The organism is Erythrobacter sp., from assembly GCF_036351135.1.
Taxonomy (GTDB): Bacteria; Pseudomonadota; Alphaproteobacteria; order Sphingomonadales; family Sphingomonadaceae; genus Erythrobacter.
In genome coordinates this window covers 168,980-186,661 of the sequence record NZ_JAZBON010000026.1, presented here as the reverse complement: position 1 = coordinate 186,661, position 17,682 = coordinate 168,980, and the positions used below count along the sequence as shown (strand labels likewise).

The window sequence follows — 17,682 nt, the reverse complement described above, 5'->3', positions numbered from 1 at the left end:
GCGAAGGCATGTCGCCATGTCCGCGTCCGCTTTCGATTCAGGGGGTTCGCCGCCCCCATCCCCGGGTTCGCCCCCCGGCGCGCCGGGCGCGTCCACCCATCGCATCGCGCATATCACGCTCGACGAAGAGACGATCCTGTGGCGCAATGCCGATGTCGAGCAGGAACGCCGCGTCGCGATTTACGACCTCATCGAAGAAAACACATTCAAGCCGGTGCGCAGCGCCGAGCGCGGGGCGTCGGGGCCCTATCGCCTGCACCTCGCCGTGCGCGACGGGCGGCTGGCGATGGATATTGCCGATAGCAAAGAGCAAATGCTGGAGACGCTGCTGATCGGCCTTGCCCGGTTCCGCCGTCCGATCCGCGAATATTTCGCCATTTGCGAAAGCTATTACCAGGCAATCCGCAAGGCGACCCCGGCGGAGATCGAGACGATCGACATGGCTCGGCGCGGCATCCACAACAATGCGGCCGAATTGCTGGTCGAGCGGTTGGAGGGCAAGGTAGAGACCGATTTCGCCACCGCGCGCCGCCTATTCACGCTGATCTGCGTGCTCCACATCAAGGGCTGAGCGCGGACGGGATCGATGGCGCGCGCACGACGCAAAAGCGGTTCTTTCCTGCCCTGGCTGCTGCGGGTGGCGGGTATCGTCGTGCTTACCGGCATCGGCTTTGCGATGTGGCTGTGGTGGGACATGCGTGAGTGGCGCCCCGACCCCGCGCTCTATCCGCAACAAGGTGCGGTGATCGCCAGCGGCGCCGGGCGTACGCGCTTCGAAACGCTGGCGGCAACGGGGGCGGCATTCGTCTATCTCGAACTTGCCCCGGCGAGCGATCGGCCTGATCCCGGCTTTGCCTCGCGGCTCGAAAGCGCGATGGCGAGCGAGCTCAAGGTCGGAGTGGTCGCCCCGTTCGATCCGTGTCTCAGCGCCGATGTCCAATCGGCCCGCTACACCCGCATGGTCCCGCGCGAGGCCAGCCTCTTGCCGCCCGCCATTGCGCTTGGCGATACGGGCGCGGGTTGTCTGCCCGCCGTCTCGCAGGCGGCGGTGGAAAGCGAACTCATGACGCTGGTCAACCAGATAGAGATGCATGCCGGCAAGCCCGTGATCCTTAAGCTCGAACGTGGCTTTGCCGAACGCCATGAAACCGCGCGCACCACCGCGCGCGACCTGTGGCTGATGCGCGACCGGGCGCGGCCCGACTATGCCGGACGCCCCTGGCTGCTATGGAGCGCCAACAGCCAGCGGGTGAGCGAGGCGACGCGCGGGCCGATCGAATGGGTGGTGGTGCAAAGATGAGCGACACGAAAGACAGCCTGATTGCCGCTGCCCGCGATGCGGCGCAGGGGGCCTATGCGCCCTATTCGAATTACCACGTCGGCGCGGCGCTGCTGTTCGAGGACGGCGCGGTCGTCACCGGGGCGAATGTCGAGAATGCAAGCTACGGCCTGTCGCTTTGCGCGGAGACGGTCGCCGTGTCGCGGGCGATGGTCGAAGGACGGCGAGGCGGTCTGGTAGCGGTGGCGGTGACCGGGCCCAGGACACAAGCGCAGGACGCCGCCCCGATCACGCCATGCGGTCGCTGCCGCCAGGTGCTGAGCGAGCTTGCCCAGCTCGGCGGCACCGATCCGGTGATCTATTGCGTGGGAGAGCGCGAGGTGCGCGAAGTGCCGCTCTCGGCGTTGCTGCCAGATGCTTTTGGCCCGGCGAACCTAGGTTAGCTTTGGCACCAACGCCGCGCGCCCGCGTTGGGGAGATGCAGCCGCCAGGGGAGAGCCGCCATTTTCGTAGAACCGCCCATCGCCGACGCGCTCCTTCGCGGCGTCATCCTCGCCATCCTCGCCCTTGCCTGGCTGAACCTGCTGATCCGGGTGAACGGTCTTCGGACCCTGTCGAAGATGACCAATTTCGACTTCGTGACAACGGTCGCCTTCGGCTCGCTTCTGGCCGGGGCGGGGCAGGCGAGCGACTTGAGCGCTTTCGTCCAGGTTCTGGCGGCGATGCTGGGCCTGATCATCGCTCAGGCAACGACTGCGTCCCTGCGCCGCCGATCAGAAATTTTCGACGACGTGGTCGGCAATCAGCCGTGTCTCATCATGCGCGACGGCGAGTTCAACGACGAGGGGCTCAAGGCGAACAATATTCGCCGCGAGGATATGATCGCCAAACTGCGCGAGGCCAACGTGCTCGATCTCTCGCGCGTGCGCGCCGCCATTCTCGAGACGACCGGCGATGTGTCCGTCCTTCACGGCGAAGGACAACTCGACGATATTTTGCTTCAAGACGTGCGCGGAACCTAGTCCGCCTCTTCGGCTTCGAGCCATTCGAGCAGCGCGGCGAGGCATTCGCGGGCCAGCATCCTGCAGCGCTCAGGCGACCAGCCCTGCTCGGGCTCGGGCGCGTGGTGCAGATCCTTGTAGGGCATTTCCAGCGTCATCGCGCAGGCGCCGTAACGCTCGGCGACGAGATTGGTGCTGATGCCGAGATTGGCCTTGCCCGCCGGCGTCTTGGGATAGCCGAGTTCGGTCTGGAAATCGGGCGTGCGTCGATCGAGGATGCGCTGGTAGCGATAGAAACGCTTGCCCTGTTCGTCGCTCCAGCCCGGAATGCCTTCGAAGCCTGCGAGGAAGACGGCGGGGATCGCCTCGTCCCCGTGCACGTCCATCGCGAAATGCACCCCGGTCTCGTCCATCCAGTCGCGGATCGCGAGCACTTCGGGGGATTTGTCCGCGCTCGGGTCCGACCATTCGCGGTTGAGATTGGTGCCTACCGCATTGGTGCGCAAATGGCCGCGGCGCGAGCCGTCGGGATTGCAATTGGGAACGATGTGAAATCGCACCCGCCGCCTCAATTCGCGGGCGACCGGATCGGCGGGATCGGTGAGGCGTTCGAGCGCGCCCTCCATCCACCATTCGGCCTGCGTCTCGCCGGGATGTTGGCGCGCATAGAGCCACACGGGTAGCTCGCCTTCGCCCATTTCGAGCAAGTCCAGCGGCTGCCCGTCGAGAGTGGTAGCGAGCCGGCGATAATCGACCCCCTCGCAAGCCGCCGCCTCGGCGATAAGATCGTGATGCCGCTCCATCGAGTAGGGCGCGAAATAAGCGAACCACGCGATGTCCGAGGCCGGCGTGTAACGGATCGTCAGCGTACCGCCCTCTTCGCTTTCGTCGTAGGTGCTGGCCGCCCGCGCCCAATATTCCCGGTCCTCGGAAACGCAGGCGTTGTAATCGGGCCACCCGCCGGGATAGGCGCTCTTGCCAAGACCGGTCAGCTTGAGTTCGATTTCCTCGCCCTCAGCGCCGCTCACCCGGAAGTGAAACCATTGCGCGAAGTCGGATTGGTGATCTTTGCGGATTGCCAGCCGGGCGCTGCGCTTGTCGGTCGACAGAACCTCGATATTGCCGCTCTCGAATGCGGCGTCGATTTCGATTTGAGTCATTCGGGTTCCTGAATTTCGTCGAGCTCGACAATGACGGTCTCGCCATTGCCACCCGGAAAGTCCCTGAACAAGGCGGCGGCGAGCGTCTGCGCGCTGACGTCCACATCGGCATAGGCGGATTTAGCCGAGACCGCCTGCTGCGCGCGGCCTTCCCACAGGCTCTCGCCGTCCGCATCGGAGATCCGTACCGACAGCTCGGTCAGTGCAGTCGGGCCGTCGCGCCCGCCGACAAGGTCGAGCCCGACGCCGACGCCCACGCCGCTGCCGAACCCGCCGGTGCCGCCGCCGACCCCGACGCTGACAGGGCCGCGCCGCTGCGCCTCGGCGATCGGGTTGCGGCTGGTGCGGATGGTGGCGAGGTGGGTGCTGCTGCCCCTCGTCATCACCACGTCGTAGCCGAGCGCGCCGAGTTCGGCAGAGACCGCCTCGGCAAAGGCCTCGCGGGCGCGGGCGTTGGACATCTCTTCGGGAAATTCGAGCGTGATCCGTCCTTCGCCCAGCCCGACCGGACGTTCGGCAACGAAGCGGGTGACTTCGACCGGACCCGAAAAGCTTGAACTGCAGGCGCCAAGCGCGGTCAGCGCGAGGGCGGCGAGGAGCGGACGCAAGGGGCGGGCAGGCAAGGCGGGCATGGCGTTTTCCTTTATACTTGCACCATCAGCGCGCGAACGGGCATCGCGGTTCCGAATGCGACACCGGCGCATCGGGTGATTTGAGACGCGGGAGCGCATCTTTCACCAAATGGCAGGGCATCGCGGCATAAGGCTGTGCGGATGAATACGAAGCGACAGGTAAGCGTCCTGGTAACCGGAGGGGCGGGCTATATCGGTAGCCATGCGGTTCTCGCGCTGAAGGATAGCGGCTGGGACGTCGCGGTGATCGACGACCTTTCGACCGGCTTTCGTTTCGCCGTTCCCGAGGACGTGCCGCTCTACGAAGGCGACGTTGCGGACACGCAGCTGCTGGCGCGCATCTTCTCCGAGCACGCCATCGGCGCGATCATGCATTTCGCCGGATCGATCATTGTGCCCGAAAGCGTGGCGAAGCCGCTCGACTATTATCACAATAACACCGCGAAAAGCCGCACGCTGATTGAGGCGGCGCGCCGGGCGAGCATTCGCCATTTTCTCTTCTCCTCGACCGCCGCGACCTATGGCGTTCCCGAGACGCAACCAGTTGGCGAGGACGCTCCGCAGCGTCCGATCAATCCCTATGGCTGGTCGAAGCTGATGACCGAACAGATGTTGGCCGACACCGCCGCCGCCGCCGGCGCGGACGACGATTTCAACTACGGCGCGCTGCGATATTTCAACGTCACCGGCGCCGACCCGCAGGCCCGCACCGGCCAATCCACCGATGGGGCGACTCATCTCATCAAAGTCGCGGTGGAGGCGGCTTTGGGCCGGCGCGAAGGCGTCGCGATCTACGGATCCGACTTCGACACGGCGGACGGGACGGGGGTGCGCGATTATATTCATGTGAGCGATCTCGCCGATGCGCATGTCCGCACGCTCGAGGCGTTGATCGCGCAGCCGGATCGCTCGCTGACGCTCAATTGCGGCTATGGTCGCGGATTCTCGGTGCGCGAGGTACTGGACGCGGTCGACCGGGTGGCGGGCACGCGGATCGCGCGGCGCGAGGAAGGGCGCCGCGCGGGCGATCCCGCCGCGCTGGTGGCCGATGCGACCCGCATTCGCGAGACATTGGGATGGACGCCGCGCCACGACAATCTCGACACGATCGTCGCCCATGCGCTCGCCTGGGAGCGTAAGCTGGCCGAACTTCGCAGCTGAGGCGGGGGCCGGCGCCGCGAATGGCGGTTGACGAACGGGGCCGTCATACATAGATGCGCTCCACGAAATTTCCGCGCGTCGGAGCGATTCCGGCGCGCTTTCTTGTTCGAGAGAGACGAAATGAAGATCCGCAACAGCCTCAAGTCGCTGAAGAACCGTCACCGCGATTGCCGCGTCATCCGTCGCCGCGGTCGCACCTACGTTATCAACAAGACCAATCGCCGGTTCAAGGCTCGCCAAGGCTGATTCGGTTCTGCGGCAGGCTGCGCCTTCGAGCGCGGCCTAGGTCATATGCAAGCGGCCCGCCTCCCTCGCCGGAGCGCGGGCCGCAGCTGTTTCGGGCGTGGATAGGGATCGCATCGCATGAAAAAGGCCATGGTCTTCGACATCGGGCGGGTACTGTTCCATTGGCAGCTGCGCGCCCTGTTCGAGAAGCTGATCGACGATCCCGCCGAGCTCGACCGGTTTCTGAGCGAAGTCGTGACCGAGGCATGGCATTTCCAGCACGACCGCGGACGGCCCCTGAACGAAATGGTCGATGAAAGGATCGCCGAGTTTCCCGGGCACGCAGCGCTGATCCGCGCCTATGCGGAGCGGTTCAACGAGACCATTCCCGGACCCGTAGAGGGCACGCACGATATTGTCCGGCGCCTGCATGCGCGCGGCGTGCCGCTTTATGGCCTGACCAATTTCGGGCACAATCTGTGGCACCGTTTTCGCCCGACCGCGCCGATCTTCGACCTGTTCGAGGACATCGTCGTCTCGGGCACCGAAAAGACTGCCAAGCCCGATCCGCGCATTTACGCCATCGCCGAGCAACGCAGCGGTAGATCGGGCCAGGCGCTGTTCTTCACCGACGACAACGCCGCCAATGTCGAAGCGGCCAAGGCGCGCGGTTGGGACGCCCATGTCTTTACCGATACGCCCACGCTCGAGGCGCAGCTAGCCGCGGCCGGGCTGCTTTAGCCGTAGTCATACAAGAAAAGAGGCCCCCGGTCCCCGCCTGGATGAGCGCGGGGACCGGGGGCCTTCGAGTTTGGCCCGAGTGGAGAAAGGGCCTTTGCCTTGCCGGAAAGCCGCTGACGATCGAGGGGGTGATCGCCGGGGAGCGCGGCGGTCCGGGTCGGAACAGGTTGCCGGGTTTAGTTGCCGTTGCAGCTTTCGAGCTTGTCTTCGGCCAGCTGTTCGCCATCGGCGGTGAAGTCGGTGATCTCGCCGACTTCGCGCATCAACCCGCGGCACACGCGCGAGGGGCGCGAGGCGCCCTTGTTGGCGACGCAGGTCGTGCCTTTGCAGGCCCAGGCGACGCCGCCTGCGACCGTGCGATTGTCTTCGGTCGGCTGCGCCAGCTTCGCGGTGTAGTAGGGGCCGTCATTCGCGAGCGCCGGCGCGCTCGACGTCGCAACCGCAAAAGTGAGACCGGTATAGACGAGCGCCGAGGCGATGGCGGCGAGGCGGGCGGGGCGGGATAGGGAGAAAGTCATCGTCGGAAATCCTTCTGCAAGAGCGGGGACAAATGTTGCAGTGCACCGTTTCGATTCGAAACCAGTTGCGAATCACTACCTATGCAATTAGGTTTTGCGTTGCAACCTAAAATTGATGTTGCTCTTCGCCCCCATCCGTATCTCGCCGCGTAAGCGCCGTTTTGCGTTCGGGATCGGGCTGGGGTAGATAGGTTGCAGCGAAAGGACTGATATGGGCGATATGAGAGAACCGCTGCGCGAGTTGATCGAATGCGGCCTGCCGCAGGCGCTCGAAGTGATGGGCGAGCGCTGGTCGTTCATGATTCTGCGCGCGAGCTTCAACGGCCTCAAGCATTTCGAGGAGTTCCTGAGCGAGCTCGGCATCGCCCGCAATATCCTGTCCAACCGGCTTGCCAAGCTGGTCGAACACGGCATCCTGAAGCGCGAGCCATGCGCCGACGATCGCCGCAAGATCGAATATCGCCTGACCGAAAAGGGCTTCGATCTCCTCCCCGCGATGCTGGCGCTCAGGCAATGGGGCCAGAAATACGGCACCGAATTGAAAGAAAACCCGGTCCTGGTCGACGAACGCGACCGGCTGCCGATCGGCCCCGTCTCCATTCTCGCGCATGATGGGCGGGTCCTGGGACATGAGGATCTGTGGCTGACCCGGCCCGAAGACCTCGGCAAGCGGGCGGACGGAACGATCGCCACGCCCGCCGGCGACATGCGCGAGGGCGACGTGATCGATCTGAAGAAAGCGGCCGGCTGAGCCCGGCTCTCGGGTGGCCGACCCCCCGCGCACGCCCGACGGTCGGTATATCGTCGTGCGCGAGCGGCTGTGGCGCGCCGCCAATCCCCACCTTCCGGAAAAAGAGCGCGCACGGCTGGTTTGCGAGCTGATGGACGCGCGCCGCGCGGTCGGCACCGCCAAGCGCACAGGCGACGAGGCAGGCGAACGCGCCGCCCGCGCGCAGGTTCACACCGCCAAGCTCGCGCTCGGCGAAAGGGGCCCGGTGTGGTGGGAAGATGGTGCGCCGGACCAGAACCGCAAAATGATCCGGAATTCGACCTATGCCGACTGGTGGGCAGAGCAAGGGGCCGCTAGTCCGGAATGACGCCGCCGTTGTTCCGCAAGAGCCCAGCCTTCCCCAATGACCGTCACGTCCTCGACCAAGACCGGCCCTGCATTCGATTCCGACATGCAGCTCGCCGAAGCGCATGCGGTGCTCAAACGCGTGTTCGGCTTCGACAGCTTTCGCGCGGTGCAGGAAGCGGTGATCGCGCGGGTTCTGGCGGGTGAGAACACGCTGGCGCTGATGCCGACGGGGGCGGGCAAATCGCTGTGCTACCAGCTTCCGGCGCTTGCGCGCGCCGGCACCGCGATCGTCGTTTCGCCGCTGATCGCCCTGATGCACGACCAGATTCGCGCTGCGACAGCGCTCGGCATCCGGGCTGCTTCGATGACTTCGGCGGACAACGACAATGCCGCCACCGCGCGCGCGCTTCGCGATGGCGCGCTCGACCTGCTCTACGTCGCGCCCGAACGCGCGACCTCGCCCGGCTTCCGTGCGTTGCTGAGCGATGCGGACATCGCCCTGTTCGCCATCGACGAGGCGCATTGCGTGTCCGAATGGGGCCACGATTTCCGCCCAGATTATCGCGGCCTTCGCCCAGTGCTCGATGCCTTTGCGCAGGTGCCGCGCCTCGCACTCACCGCAACCGCCGACGAGGCGACGCGCGCCGACATCCTGCGCCAGCTCGGCATCCCCGAAGAGGGCCTCGTCAAGGCGGGCTTCGACCGGCCCAACATCCGCTACACGATCCGCCCCAAAAGCGGCGGCGCGCGCCAGATCGCAGACTTCGTCGCACAAACGCCCGGCGCAGGCATAATCTACACCGCCAGCCGCAAGGGGGCGGAGGATCTCGCCGCCAAGCTCGCGGGCAAGGACCGGCCCGTCGGCGTTTATCACGCGGGCCTCCCGCCCGAGGAACGCGCGCGCACCCAAGCCGCTTTCGTCGCGTCGGAGGATATGGTGATGGTCGCGACCATCGCTTTCGGCATGGGGATCGACAAGCCGGACGTGCGCTTCGTCGTCCATGCGGGGCTGCCCAAATCGATCGAGGCTTATTACCAAGAAACCGGCCGCGCGGGCCGCGACGGCGACCCGGCCGAGGCCTGCCTCTTCTGGAGCCCGGGCGACTTCACCAAGGCGCGCCAATGGCTCGGCGAAGCGTGCGAGGATCGCCTGCCGTTCGAGCGCGCCCGCCTCAACGCACTCGCCGCGCTGATCGAGGCGCCGACCTGCCGCCGCGCGATCCTGCTGAAGCATTTCGGCGAGACGCCGAGCGAGAGCTGCGGCAATTGCGACAACTGCCTCGATCCGCCCAAGGTGCTCGACGTCACCGAGCTTGCCCGCAAACTGCTCTCGGCGGTCTATCGCACGCAGCAGAGCTTCGGCATGGGCCATATCGAAAATGTGCTGCTGGGCCGGGAGGACGAGCGCGTGCGTTCGCGCGGGCATGATCGGCTGTCGGTGTTCGGCATCGTCGGCGCCGAGGAAGCGGCGCTGCTCAAGCCTGTCCAGCGCGCGCTTGCAGCGGGGGACATGCTGGCGACGACCCAGCATGGCGGCCTCGCTTTGGGCCCCGCTGCGCGCGAAGTCTTGAAGGGCGAACGCCCGGTGGTCATCGCCGAACCGCCGCCCAAACCTGCGCGCAGGTCAGGCCGTTCGTCGGCAGGCGCAAGGGGCGACGGCGCCGTGCCCGCTCATCCGAACGATCCCCTGTTCGAGGCCCTGCGCGCCCGCCGCGCCGCGCTCGCCAAGGAGCACGCCGTCCCCGCTTACATCATCTTCCACGACAGCGTCCTGCGCGCCCTAGCCGCCGAGCGCCCGCACACGCTCGAACAGATGGGCCGCATCCAGGGCATCGGCGAGAAGAAGCTCGAAGCCTGGGGCGGCGCGTTTCTCGAGGCCCTGCGCGAGTTCGATGGGAGCTAGTTTGGGGGCTCCACTTCCTCGGGCGTATAGGGTTGAGGATCGGCGATGCGGCCGAGGAACAGCATCGTCCCCGTTTCGAGGTCGCGCAGCGCCACGAGAAACGGTCGGTCGACAAGGAAGCTGACTGCAAGCCGCCTGTCGGGTGGCGGTGCACTGCTCAGTCTGATCGTAACGACCGTAACCGCCGCGGCCCGCGTGCCCGTATCGAATACCTGCAGCTTCGCCAGCTGTTTCGCGTCGCCGACATAGAGGTTGCGCGCACCGCTCTCGCCGATGCCCGATAGGTCCGCGTTGTCGCGATCGAACGGCAGAGTAAGGCCCAGGGCCTGAAGCGGGGGAATGAGGTTCATGTCCGTATCGATCTCGAAACGGGGCAATTCCATATCGACCAGTTCCGGTTCGGCGACGTCCAACGCATTGCCAAGCTGCGCAATCTCGGAAAGGGCGGGAGTGCTTCGCATCACCTCGCGCTTCGCCGGCATGATGATATCCATGGCGTAGCGATCGTCGCGGTAGGGCAGGCGCACGGCGCGCCACTCGCCGCGATCCACCGTGGAGACGGTCAGGCGTTCCTGCATGAAGAGGAAGGGCTCGTCCGCGCCGCTGCCGAACAGGAACGGCTTTTCCTGCACATCTTCGAACACTTGCGCCCAGTCGCCGTCGAACAAGATCGCGTTGGTGACGAACAGCGCGAGGTCGTCGGTAATCTCGTCCGGGGACACAACCTCGGGAATCAGACCGTCGGTCGCCTCGGAGGCCCAGGCGTTGATGACGCGCGAACTTCCGGGCGGATCGGTCTTGTCGATGGCATCGATCGCGGAGGCATAACGCCCGCGCGCGGCGGTTTCGAAGGCGTTCGACAGCGAGAACTGCTGGTCCACCCACAACTTGTTGGCGAGCCGCAATTCGACGCCTTCGCCGCTATGCGTGTAGGCGCGCGGACGCTCCGGTGGAGGAAGCACCTGCGCCAGTTGCGCGGCGGTTTCGCCGCGTGCTCCCAGCGCCACGATACCGAACGCATGATCGATGCTGAGCGGCGAGAAGAAGACGTTGTCGGCAGGCCTCGCTTCAGCATCGAGAATCGGGAACAGCGCAGCGGCGCCGGCACTGTTCGCAACGAGCAGTACCGGTTCGGAGGTGCTCCGATCTTCGCCGGGTATGCTGCATCCAGCAAAGCCGAGGCAGGCTGCGAGGGCAATCGTTCGGGTGATCCAAGCAAGCATAGGTAATTCCTGGTTCTCACGCTCTGGTACCATTCTACCCCCGTCCGATCGTCTGGCGATAGCTGAGCGCTTCGGCGATGTGCGGGCGGCCCACTTGCTCCTCCCCAGCCAGGTCGGCGATAGTGCGGGCGACGCGTAGCATGCGGGTGTAGCTGCGGGCGGAGAGGCGCAGTTTTTCCGAGGCTTTGAGCAGCAATTGGCGGCCCTCCTCGTCGGGCGCGGCATGTTTTTCCAGCGCGTCGCCTTCGAGCTCGGCGTTGGAGCGCACGCCGCGTGTCCCGGCGCGGGCGCGGGCTGCCGCGACGCGCGCGGCGATCTCGGCGCTGCCTTCGGCGGGCGGGGGAAGGGCGAGGTCCGCGGCGCTTACGGCGGGCACTTCGACGTGACAGTCGATCCGGTCGAGCAGCGGGCCCGACAGGCGGTTTTGATAGTCGCCGACGCAGCGCGGATAGCGGTTGCACTGGCCCATCGGATCGCCGGCATAGCCGCAGCGGCACGGGTTCATCGCCGCGATCAGCTGCACGCGCGCGGGGAAGCTCACATGCGCATTGGCGCGGGCGACATCCACGCGCCCGGTCTCGAGCGGCTGGCGCAGCGAATCGAGCACGGCGCGCTGGAATTCGGGCAATTCGTCGAGGAACAGGACGCCGAGATGTGCGAGGCTGACCTCGCCCGGGCGCACCTTCAATCCGCCCCCGGTGAGCGCGGCCATGCTCGCCGAATGGTGCGGCGCGCGAAACGGGCGCGCGCGGCTGATGCGTCCGGCTTCGAGCGTGCCGGCGACCGACTGCACCATCGACACTTCAAGCGCTTCGGACGGCGAGAGTTCGGGCAGGATGCCGGGAAGGCAGGAGGCGAGCAGGCTCTTGCCCGATCCCGGCGGTCCGATCATCAGCAGGTTGTGGCCACCTGCCGCCGCGATTTCGAGCGCGCGCTTGGCGGTTTCCTGACCCTTGACCTGTTTGAGATCGGCGGCGGGCGGCGGGTCCTCGACTTCGCCTCGCGCAGGCTCAGCGAGGGTCTGCGAACCCTTGAGATGCGCGAGGAGCGAGGCGAGGTCTCGCGGGGCAAGCACCGGAACGCCGCTGGCCCAGCGCGCTTCGGCCCCTTGCGCGGCAGGGCAGATCAGTCCGACCTCCTCGCCGCTGGCGTAGAGCGCGGCGAGCAGCACGCCGGGCGAGGCCACCACACGGCCGTCCAGCGACAATTCGCCGACCGCGATCCAGTCGCCCAGTTGCTCGGCATCAGTGACGCCCATCGCGGCGAGCAGCGCGAGCGCGATCGGCAGGTCGTAATGCGAGCCGTCCTTGGGCAGGTCTGCGGGCGAGAGATTGATCGTGATCCGCTTGGGCGGCAGCGCGAGACCCATCGCCGACAGCGCCGCCTGCACGCGCTCGCGGCTTTCGCTCACTGCCTTGTCAGGCAGGCCGACGATCGAGAAGCGCGGGAGGCCGGGGGCAACCTGGCATTGCACTTCGACGCTGCGCGCCTCCAGCCCCAAATAGGCAACAGTTCGTACCAGCGCTACCAAGATGCGGCCCCCACCAGCGCTCGAATGGCGCGTTTGTCGTTAATCACGATAATGCAAGGTTAAGAACGACTTGTCGAGCACTTAGGGAGGAGTGCGGTGGCCGGTGGCAAGTATAAAGATTGGCAATTCGTGAACCGGCCTTTCGTTAGGCCCAAAGGCGATGAAATGGCTCGCCGCCTTTTTCGCTCTGTGCCAATGCGCCTTCCTTGCTGCCCCGGCCGCCGCCGCCGAGGCGGGCGGTGCGCGCGTGGTGTCGAGCGAAAGCTGGGTCGAGGAGTGGGACCCGCGCGAAGGGCGCTGGGTGCGCATCTCCGAAATCACGCGCACCGGCCCGGATATGCCCGCTGCTGCGATCGACATGCCGAGCGTCACGACGACCTACCTGAATGACCGCGTGGTCGATCAGACGCGCAGCGCCGCGCGCTATGCCGCCCCGCAGCACCGTGGCAGCGCGGAGCAGGCGTTCGCGCAATACGGGCCGTTCCGCGTCGCAGAACCCGGGCGCGCCGTCATAGTCGGGTCCACCGATGCGAGCAGTCCGCGCGATTTCGATGCGATGCTGCGGGATTTTCCCGGCATTCGCGTGCTCGAAATGGTCGAGGCGCCGGGCACCAGCAACGACATCGCCAATCTCGCGGTGGGTCGCCGCATTCGTGCAGCGGGCATCGCTACCCATGTGCCGCGCGGCGGATCGGTGCGTTCGGGCGCGGTCGAGTTGTTCCTCGCCGGCGCCACCCGCACGCTTGAAGACGGGGCGCAATTCGCGGTCCATTCCTGGCTCGACAATCATGGGCGCGAGGCGGACGATGTTGGCGCGGGCGATGCCGCGCACCGCATGTATGTCGACTATTACGTCGAAATGGGGATGAGCGCTCCGGCGGCGCGGGCCTTCTACGCGATGACCAATTCCGTCCCGCATCACAGCGCGCTGTGGCTGGGCGCGCAGGAGATACGGGGGTGGCTGCCGCCTGCGGGATCGAGGGCCGGGCCGGCATTCGTGATCGCCCCCGAACCGCTCGCCGCACCGGCTCGCCCGGCGCCGGCGAAGGTACTTGCCCTTGCGCCCGGCCCGCGCAAGCCCGCCTTGCCGCCTGCGCTGTGGCTGCCCGAACCGCTGATCGCTTATGCCGATCTCGCCACCATCGCGCCCCGGTTTCTGCCTGATCCGCGGCTTGACTCAAGCACGCGTATCTCATAAGTGCGCGCGCCTGATCGGTTGTTCCCGAGTGAGCGACCGGATATGGCTGCCGCCGCGATGCCGAACGGCTTGAACAGGCGGCGCCAGCGAAACATTCGAGGACAGGTTATGAAGCGGACTTTTCAGCCCAGCAATCTCGTGCGTGCCCGCCGGCACGGCTTTTTCGCGCGCAAGGCGACCCCGGGCGGTCGCAAGGTCCTGCGCGCCCGCCGCAAGCGTGGCCGCAAGAACCTCTGCGCGTGATCCCTGCGAAGGCGCTTCCGCGCCTTCGTCCTCGCTAGACGCGCGGCAAGCCGCGCCCGCTGCGGGCGGGCAGTCGCCCTTGCGGGCTCCCATGGGGAGCCCGTTTCGCGTATTGGCAGAGCGTGATTAAGGTTCTCACCAAGCGCTCCGATTTCCTTGCGGCGAACCGTGGCCTGCGAAATGCGCGGCCCGGCTTCGTGCTGCTGACGAGGGCCAATGGCGGGGAGGGGATGCGGTTCGGCATCACCGTGACCAAGAAGATCGGTAATGCCGTGGTGCGCAACCGGATGAAGCGGCGATTTCGCGAGCTTGTGCGCGCGGTGCTGCCCGAACACGGACTTGCCGATCACGATCACGTGCTGATCGGGCGCGCGGGCGGGATCGAGCGCGACTACAAAGCAATGACCGAGGAACTCGAAGCCGTGCTCTCCCGCGCGCGCGAAGGCAAGGGCGACGGCCCGCGCCGCCGCCGCCCACGCCGCGGCGACCGCCGGCCACGCGGCGCATGAGACATCTCCTGATCCTGATCGCACGCGGCTGGCAGCTCGGACCCTCGCTCATCCTGCCGCCGACATGCCGCTACAGCCCATCGTGCAGCCAGTACGCGATCGAAGCGCTGCGCAAGTATGGCGCTCTCAAGGGTGGATGGCTCGCGGCAAAGCGTATAGGGCGCTGCCATCCTTGGGGCGGGCATGGCCACGATCCGGTTCCCTGATGCGCTATCACACCGCGCGGGGGTTGGATCGCCAAAGTGTCATACCCACATAACACACGTCAGTTTTAAGGCACAGTCTTGGACAATCAGCGCAACCTCCTGCTTGCCGTGCTCCTTTCGGGTCTGCTCATCCTGGGCTGGGACCTCGGCATGCGCACCTTCTACCCGCAGGCGGACATCGTCGAGGCGGAGATCCCGACCTCGAGCGACGCCGTCGACGCGCCCGTGCGTCCGAGCGCCGCGAGCGTGCCGGGCACGGTCGAGCCGGCGGAAGACGCATCGGCGCCGCAGGGGCCGGTCGATCTCGACGCCGCGCTCGCCGATCCGCAGCGCGTCGCGATCGACGCACCGCGCCTAGCAGGCTCGATCAACCTCGTCGGCGCGCGGATCGACGACATCGTCCTGAAGGATTATGCTGAGACGACCGATGCCGACAGCGATCCGGTGCGCCTGTTCGCGCCCGAACGCACCGACACCCAGCATTTTGCCGAATTCGGCTTCGTCGAGGGCGGGCAGCGCCTCTCCAGCCGCGAGGTGTGGCAGGCGGACGGGGACATCCTGACGCCAAGTGCGCCCGTCACGCTGACGCGCACCGGCGAGAACGGCCTCACCTATCGGGTCCGCTTCACGATCGACGATCAGTACATGATCACCGCCGAGCAGTCGGTCGCCAACAATTCGGGCAATGCCGCGATCGTCCAGCCCTTCGCGCTTATCAAGCGCACCAGCGCCACCGCCACGCCCGACCAGTTCATCGCGCATTCGGGCCCGGTCGGGGTGTTCGACGACACGCTCTACGATCCCAACAGCTATGAAGAGCTGGCCGAAATCGGCCGTGACACTCCGGCGGGCGAAGCGGAGTGGCTGGGCTTCACCGACACCTATTGGCTCTCGGCGCTGGTGCGCGGAGATGGCGCGACCGACGCGGTGGGCTTCCGCGCGCTCGGCGACCAGCTGTATCGCGCCGACCTGATCTACGACGCGGCGACCATCCCGGCGGGCGGCACGCTGTCGCAGACGACGCAGCTTTATGCCGGCGCTAAGGAAAGCGTCGTGCTCGACACCTACGAGGATGCCGGCATCACCTATTTCGGCAAGGCGATCAGCTGGGGCTGGTTCGAATGGTTCGAAAAGCCGTTCCTTTGGCTCCTGCGCAACCTCAACGATCTGGTCGGCAATTTCGGCGTGGCTATCATTCTGCTGACCGTGATCGTTCGCCTGATTCTGTTTCCGATCGCCCAGAAAGGCTTCGCGTCTATGGCCGCTATGAAAGCGGTCCAGCCGAAGATGAAGGCGCTTCAGGAACGCTACAAGGACGACAAGCAGCGGCTCGGCCAGGAGATGCAGAAGCTCTACAAGGATGAGGGCGTCAATCCGCTCTCCGGGTGCCTGCCGCTGCTTGTCCAGATCCCGATCTTCTTCGCGCTCTACAAGGTGCTCATCCTCGCGATCGAGATGCGTCACGAGCCGTTTCTCTACATTACCGATCTCTCCGCGCCCGATCCCGCGACCATCCTCAACGCCTTCGGCCTGCTGCCCTACGACGTGCCCGGCTTCCTCGGCATCGGCATCCTCGCGGTGCTGCTGGGCTTCACCATGTGGCTGACCTTCAAGCTCAATCCGAGCACGATGGACCCGATGCAGCAGCAGATCTTCAACTTGATGCCGTGGATCCTGATGTTCGTGATGGCGCCGTTCGCCGCCGGGCTGCTGGTCTACTGGGTGACATCGAACATCCTGACCGTGGCGCAGCAGAGCTATCTCTATTCCAAGCACCCGCAATTGAAGGCGGCGGCGGAAAAGGAGAAGGCGGAAAAGGCGCGGGAGAAGGCGCGCAAGGATGCGGAAAAGAGCGGGGCGTAAGGTGAGCGCAGCCTCGCCCGAGGAACTGGAAGAACGCGCGCAGCAGCGCCGCGAGAAGGCAGCGGCAAAGCTGTTCTCGGGCCGCGTCGATTTCCTGCTTTCCGCACCGCAGCTCAAGTTTCTGCCCGATCCGGCCTGTCCCGAGATCGCCTTTTGCGGGCGCTCCAATGTCGGCAAGTCCTCGCTTCTTAACGCGCTGACGGGTCGCAAGGCGATCGCGCGCGCTTCGGTGACCCCGGGGCGGACGCAGGAGCTCAATTTCTTCGATGTCGGAGGCGAGCCGGGCGCGGCGCCGCTGTTCCGGCTGGTCGACATGCCCGGCTACGGCTTCGCCAAGGCGCCGGTGAAGGTGGTGGAGCGCTGGAAGAATCTGGTGAAGAGCTACCTGCGCGGTCGCCCGGTGCTGGCGCGCAATCTCGTGCTGGTCGACAGCCGCCACGGGTTGAAAGACGTCGATCGCGAGATGATGACGATGCTCGACGAAGCGGCGGTCGGCTACCGCATCGTGCTGACAAAGGCGGACAAGATAAAAGCCTCCGCGCTCGACCGCGTGATCGCCCAGACCGCCGAGGAGGCGCGAAAGCACCCCGCCGCCTTCCCCGAATTGCACGTGACCAGCAGTGAGAAGGGCATGGGCATCGCCGCGCTTCGGGCGGCGTTGGTGGAGGATGCGCTGGGCGAGAGCTACTTCGCAAACAGCTGAGCCGGGTCGGCGAATGCCTTGAATTCGAGTGCATTGCCCGCCGGATCGCGCAGGAACATGGTGGCCTGTTCGCCCGGCTTGCCGCGGAACCGGACGGTTGGCTCGATCACGAAATCCGCGCCGCGCTCGCGCAGCCGCTCTGCCAGCGCCTCCCAGTCGGCCATGGCCAGCACCAGGCCGAAATGCGGGACCGGGACGCCGTGCCCATCGACGTGATTCGTCGCGGCGTCGCCCGAGCGCTCCGGCGCCTGATGCGCGACGATCTGATGTCCGTGAAGATCGAAATCGACCCATTCCTCGCTTGAACGCCCCTCGGCGCAGCCCAGCCATTCGCCGTAGAAACGGCGCGCAGCGGCAAGATCGTCGACCGGGAAGGCGAGGTGGAAAGGGGGACGGGTCATGCGCTGCGCTTGTGCCCCAACGCGCCGGTCTGTGCCACATTTTCCTACATCGGGGCGATTTGCGATTGCGATATTCGTCATGGATCGCGCCCAAGCCCTTCGCCAGT

At 66.0% G+C, this 17,682-nt stretch carries 22 protein-coding genes; 16 read left to right on the top strand and 6 right to left on the bottom strand.

What is annotated here, in order from left to right; genetic code table 11:
- The first annotated feature begins 16 nt into the window (after nucleotides 1-16).
- The 4 genes from V2I30_RS09195 to V2I30_RS09180 are packed head-to-tail and all read left to right on the top strand — an operon-like array spanning nucleotide 17 to nucleotide 2,301.
- Complete coding sequence (locus V2I30_RS09195; RefSeq protein ID WP_330661839.1) at nucleotides 17-571, top strand: UPF0262 family protein; 555 nt, start codon at nucleotides 17-19, stop codon at nucleotides 569-571.
- Nucleotides 572-586: 15 nt separating this feature from the next.
- Complete coding sequence (locus V2I30_RS09190) at nucleotides 587-1,300, top strand: glycoside hydrolase family 25 protein (RefSeq protein ID WP_330661838.1); 714 nt, start codon at nucleotides 587-589, stop codon at nucleotides 1,298-1,300.
- Nucleotides 1,297-1,722, top strand: a complete 426-nt coding sequence (locus V2I30_RS09185) for a cytidine deaminase (protein WP_330661837.1) — start codon at nucleotides 1,297-1,299, stop codon at nucleotides 1,720-1,722. Before V2I30_RS09190 ends, V2I30_RS09185 begins: the two co-directional genes overlap by 4 nt.
- Before the next feature lie 27 nt (nucleotides 1,723-1,749).
- The gene (locus tag V2I30_RS09180; RefSeq protein WP_330661836.1) at nucleotides 1,750-2,301 is read left to right on the top strand and encodes a DUF421 domain-containing protein; all 552 of its coding nucleotides are present in this window, start codon (nucleotides 1,750-1,752) and stop codon (nucleotides 2,299-2,301) included.
- On the opposite strand, the gene V2I30_RS09175 is transcribed toward V2I30_RS09180, so the two are convergent.
- A complete protein-coding gene (locus tag V2I30_RS09175) occupies nucleotides 2,298-3,440 on the bottom strand; it encodes a M14 family metallopeptidase (RefSeq protein ID WP_330661835.1) in 1,143 nt (380 codons plus the stop codon). The two genes, V2I30_RS09180 and V2I30_RS09175, sit on opposite strands and share 4 nt — an antisense overlap.
- Entirely contained in the window at nucleotides 3,437-4,072 is a 636-nt protein-coding gene (locus V2I30_RS09170) for a hypothetical protein (RefSeq protein ID WP_330661834.1), read from the bottom strand. Before V2I30_RS09170 ends, V2I30_RS09175 begins: the two co-directional genes overlap by 4 nt.
- Nucleotides 4,073-4,213: 141 nt before the next feature.
- On the opposite strand from V2I30_RS09170, the gene galE reads away from it, so the two are divergent.
- From galE to V2I30_RS09155, 3 genes are all read left to right on the top strand, one after another.
- Complete coding sequence (gene galE, locus V2I30_RS09165) at nucleotides 4,214-5,233, top strand: UDP-glucose 4-epimerase GalE (protein WP_330661833.1); 1,020 nt, start codon at nucleotides 4,214-4,216, stop codon at nucleotides 5,231-5,233.
- A gap of 120 nt (nucleotides 5,234-5,353) precedes the next feature.
- A complete protein-coding gene (ykgO, locus tag V2I30_RS09160; RefSeq protein ID WP_007165381.1) occupies nucleotides 5,354-5,479 on the top strand; it encodes a type B 50S ribosomal protein L36 in 126 nt (41 codons plus the stop codon).
- Between the two features lie 117 nt (nucleotides 5,480-5,596).
- Nucleotides 5,597-6,199: an HAD family hydrolase gene (locus tag V2I30_RS09155; protein ID WP_330661831.1), complete on the top strand. Its 603-nt coding sequence runs from the start codon at nucleotides 5,597-5,599 to the stop codon at nucleotides 6,197-6,199.
- 176 nt (nucleotides 6,200-6,375) lie between these two features.
- Here V2I30_RS09155 and V2I30_RS09150 read toward each other — a convergent pair whose 3' ends face one another.
- Nucleotides 6,376-6,717 carry a CC_3452 family protein gene (locus V2I30_RS09150; protein ID WP_330661830.1) on the bottom strand — a complete coding sequence of 114 codons (342 nt, stop codon included), beginning with the start codon at nucleotides 6,715-6,717 and terminating at the stop codon, nucleotides 6,376-6,378.
- A gap of 211 nt (nucleotides 6,718-6,928) precedes the next feature.
- Between V2I30_RS09150 and V2I30_RS09145 the strand changes: the two genes are divergently transcribed.
- From V2I30_RS09145 to recQ, 3 genes are read left to right on the top strand one after another with little or no spacing between them, the layout of a single operon-like run.
- Nucleotides 6,929-7,468 carry a winged helix-turn-helix transcriptional regulator gene (locus tag V2I30_RS09145; protein WP_330661829.1) on the top strand — a complete coding sequence of 180 codons (540 nt, stop codon included), beginning with the start codon at nucleotides 6,929-6,931 and terminating at the stop codon, nucleotides 7,466-7,468.
- Between the two features lie 13 nt (nucleotides 7,469-7,481).
- Nucleotides 7,482-7,814, top strand: coding sequence for a hypothetical protein (locus tag V2I30_RS09140; RefSeq protein WP_330661828.1), 333 nt, complete (start codon nucleotides 7,482-7,484; stop codon nucleotides 7,812-7,814).
- Between the two features lie 36 nt (nucleotides 7,815-7,850).
- Nucleotides 7,851-9,698 carry a DNA helicase RecQ gene (recQ, locus tag V2I30_RS09135; RefSeq protein WP_442896920.1) on the top strand — a complete coding sequence of 616 codons (1,848 nt, stop codon included), beginning with the start codon at nucleotides 7,851-7,853 and terminating at the stop codon, nucleotides 9,696-9,698.
- On the opposite strand, the gene V2I30_RS09130 is transcribed toward recQ, so the two are convergent.
- Both V2I30_RS09130 and V2I30_RS09125 read right to left on the bottom strand, forming a co-directional pair.
- Nucleotides 9,695-10,921 carry a serpin family protein gene (locus V2I30_RS09130; RefSeq protein WP_330661827.1) on the bottom strand — a complete coding sequence of 409 codons (1,227 nt, stop codon included), beginning with the start codon at nucleotides 10,919-10,921 and terminating at the stop codon, nucleotides 9,695-9,697. The two genes, recQ and V2I30_RS09130, sit on opposite strands and share 4 nt — an antisense overlap.
- Nucleotides 10,922-10,955: 34 nt before the next feature.
- Nucleotides 10,956-12,452, bottom strand: a complete 1,497-nt coding sequence (locus V2I30_RS09125) for a YifB family Mg chelatase-like AAA ATPase (RefSeq protein ID WP_330661826.1) — start codon at nucleotides 12,450-12,452, stop codon at nucleotides 10,956-10,958.
- Between the two features lie 160 nt (nucleotides 12,453-12,612).
- Between V2I30_RS09125 and V2I30_RS09120 the strand changes: the two genes are divergently transcribed.
- The 6 genes from V2I30_RS09120 (at nucleotide 12,613) to yihA (ending at nucleotide 17,174) form a co-directional block, all read left to right on the top strand.
- On the top strand, nucleotides 12,613-13,650 hold the full coding sequence (locus V2I30_RS09120) for an alpha/beta hydrolase (RefSeq protein WP_330661825.1): 1,038 nt from the start codon (nucleotides 12,613-12,615) through the stop codon (nucleotides 13,648-13,650).
- A 108-nt stretch (nucleotides 13,651-13,758) separates the two neighbouring features.
- On the top strand, nucleotides 13,759-13,893 hold the full coding sequence (gene rpmH / locus V2I30_RS09115; RefSeq protein ID WP_067678623.1) for a 50S ribosomal protein L34: 135 nt from the start codon (nucleotides 13,759-13,761) through the stop codon (nucleotides 13,891-13,893).
- Between the two features lie 122 nt (nucleotides 13,894-14,015).
- Complete coding sequence (rnpA, locus tag V2I30_RS09110) at nucleotides 14,016-14,402, top strand: ribonuclease P protein component (RefSeq protein ID WP_330661824.1); 387 nt, start codon at nucleotides 14,016-14,018, stop codon at nucleotides 14,400-14,402.
- Nucleotides 14,399-14,608, top strand: a complete 210-nt coding sequence (gene yidD, locus V2I30_RS09105; RefSeq protein WP_330661823.1) for a membrane protein insertion efficiency factor YidD — start codon at nucleotides 14,399-14,401, stop codon at nucleotides 14,606-14,608. Before rnpA ends, yidD begins: the two co-directional genes overlap by 4 nt.
- Before the next feature lie 78 nt (nucleotides 14,609-14,686).
- Nucleotides 14,687-16,471, top strand: coding sequence for a membrane protein insertase YidC (gene yidC / locus V2I30_RS09100; RefSeq protein WP_330661822.1), 1,785 nt, complete (start codon nucleotides 14,687-14,689; stop codon nucleotides 16,469-16,471).
- Between the two features lies 1 nt (nucleotide 16,472).
- Complete coding sequence (gene yihA, locus V2I30_RS09095) at nucleotides 16,473-17,174, top strand: ribosome biogenesis GTP-binding protein YihA/YsxC (protein WP_442896919.1); 702 nt, start codon at nucleotides 16,473-16,475, stop codon at nucleotides 17,172-17,174.
- On the opposite strand, the gene V2I30_RS09090 is transcribed toward yihA, so the two are convergent.
- The gene (locus tag V2I30_RS09090) at nucleotides 17,156-17,575 is read right to left on the bottom strand and encodes a VOC family protein (RefSeq protein WP_330661821.1); all 420 of its coding nucleotides are present in this window, start codon (nucleotides 17,573-17,575) and stop codon (nucleotides 17,156-17,158) included. The genes yihA and V2I30_RS09090 overlap by 19 nt on opposite strands.
- Between the last annotated feature and the right edge of the window lie 107 nt (nucleotides 17,576-17,682).

Coding starts and splice junctions, on each gene's coding strand:
- V2I30_RS09195 (WP_330661839.1), top strand. CDS start 17: ATGTCCGCGTCCGCTTTCGATTCAGGGGGTTCGCCGCCCCCATCCCCG.
- V2I30_RS09190 (WP_330661838.1), top strand. CDS start 587: ATGGCGCGCGCACGACGCAAAAGCGGTTCTTTCCTGCCCTGGCTGCTG.
- V2I30_RS09185 (WP_330661837.1), top strand. CDS start 1,297: ATGAGCGACACGAAAGACAGCCTGATTGCCGCTGCCCGCGATGCGGCG.
- V2I30_RS09175 (WP_330661835.1), bottom strand. CDS start 3,440: ATGACTCAAATCGAAATCGACGCCGCATTCGAGAGCGGCAATATCGAG.
- V2I30_RS09170 (WP_330661834.1), bottom strand. CDS start 4,072: ATGCCCGCCTTGCCTGCCCGCCCCTTGCGTCCGCTCCTCGCCGCCCTC.
- galE (WP_330661833.1), top strand. CDS start 4,214: ATGAATACGAAGCGACAGGTAAGCGTCCTGGTAACCGGAGGGGCGGGC.
- ykgO (WP_007165381.1), top strand. CDS start 5,354: ATGAAGATCCGCAACAGCCTCAAGTCGCTGAAGAACCGTCACCGCGAT.
- V2I30_RS09155 (WP_330661831.1), top strand. CDS start 5,597: ATGAAAAAGGCCATGGTCTTCGACATCGGGCGGGTACTGTTCCATTGG.
- V2I30_RS09150 (WP_330661830.1), bottom strand. CDS start 6,717: ATGACTTTCTCCCTATCCCGCCCCGCCCGCCTCGCCGCCATCGCCTCG.
- V2I30_RS09145 (WP_330661829.1), top strand. CDS start 6,929: ATGGGCGATATGAGAGAACCGCTGCGCGAGTTGATCGAATGCGGCCTG.
- recQ (WP_442896920.1), top strand. CDS start 7,851: ATGACCGTCACGTCCTCGACCAAGACCGGCCCTGCATTCGATTCCGAC.
- V2I30_RS09130 (WP_330661827.1), bottom strand. CDS start 10,921: ATGCTTGCTTGGATCACCCGAACGATTGCCCTCGCAGCCTGCCTCGGC.
- V2I30_RS09120 (WP_330661825.1), top strand. CDS start 12,613: ATGAAATGGCTCGCCGCCTTTTTCGCTCTGTGCCAATGCGCCTTCCTT.
- rpmH (WP_067678623.1), top strand. CDS start 13,759: ATGAAGCGGACTTTTCAGCCCAGCAATCTCGTGCGTGCCCGCCGGCAC.
- yidD (WP_330661823.1), top strand. CDS start 14,399: ATGAGACATCTCCTGATCCTGATCGCACGCGGCTGGCAGCTCGGACCC.
- V2I30_RS09090 (WP_330661821.1), bottom strand. CDS start 17,575: ATGACCCGTCCCCCTTTCCACCTCGCCTTCCCGGTCGACGATCTTGCC.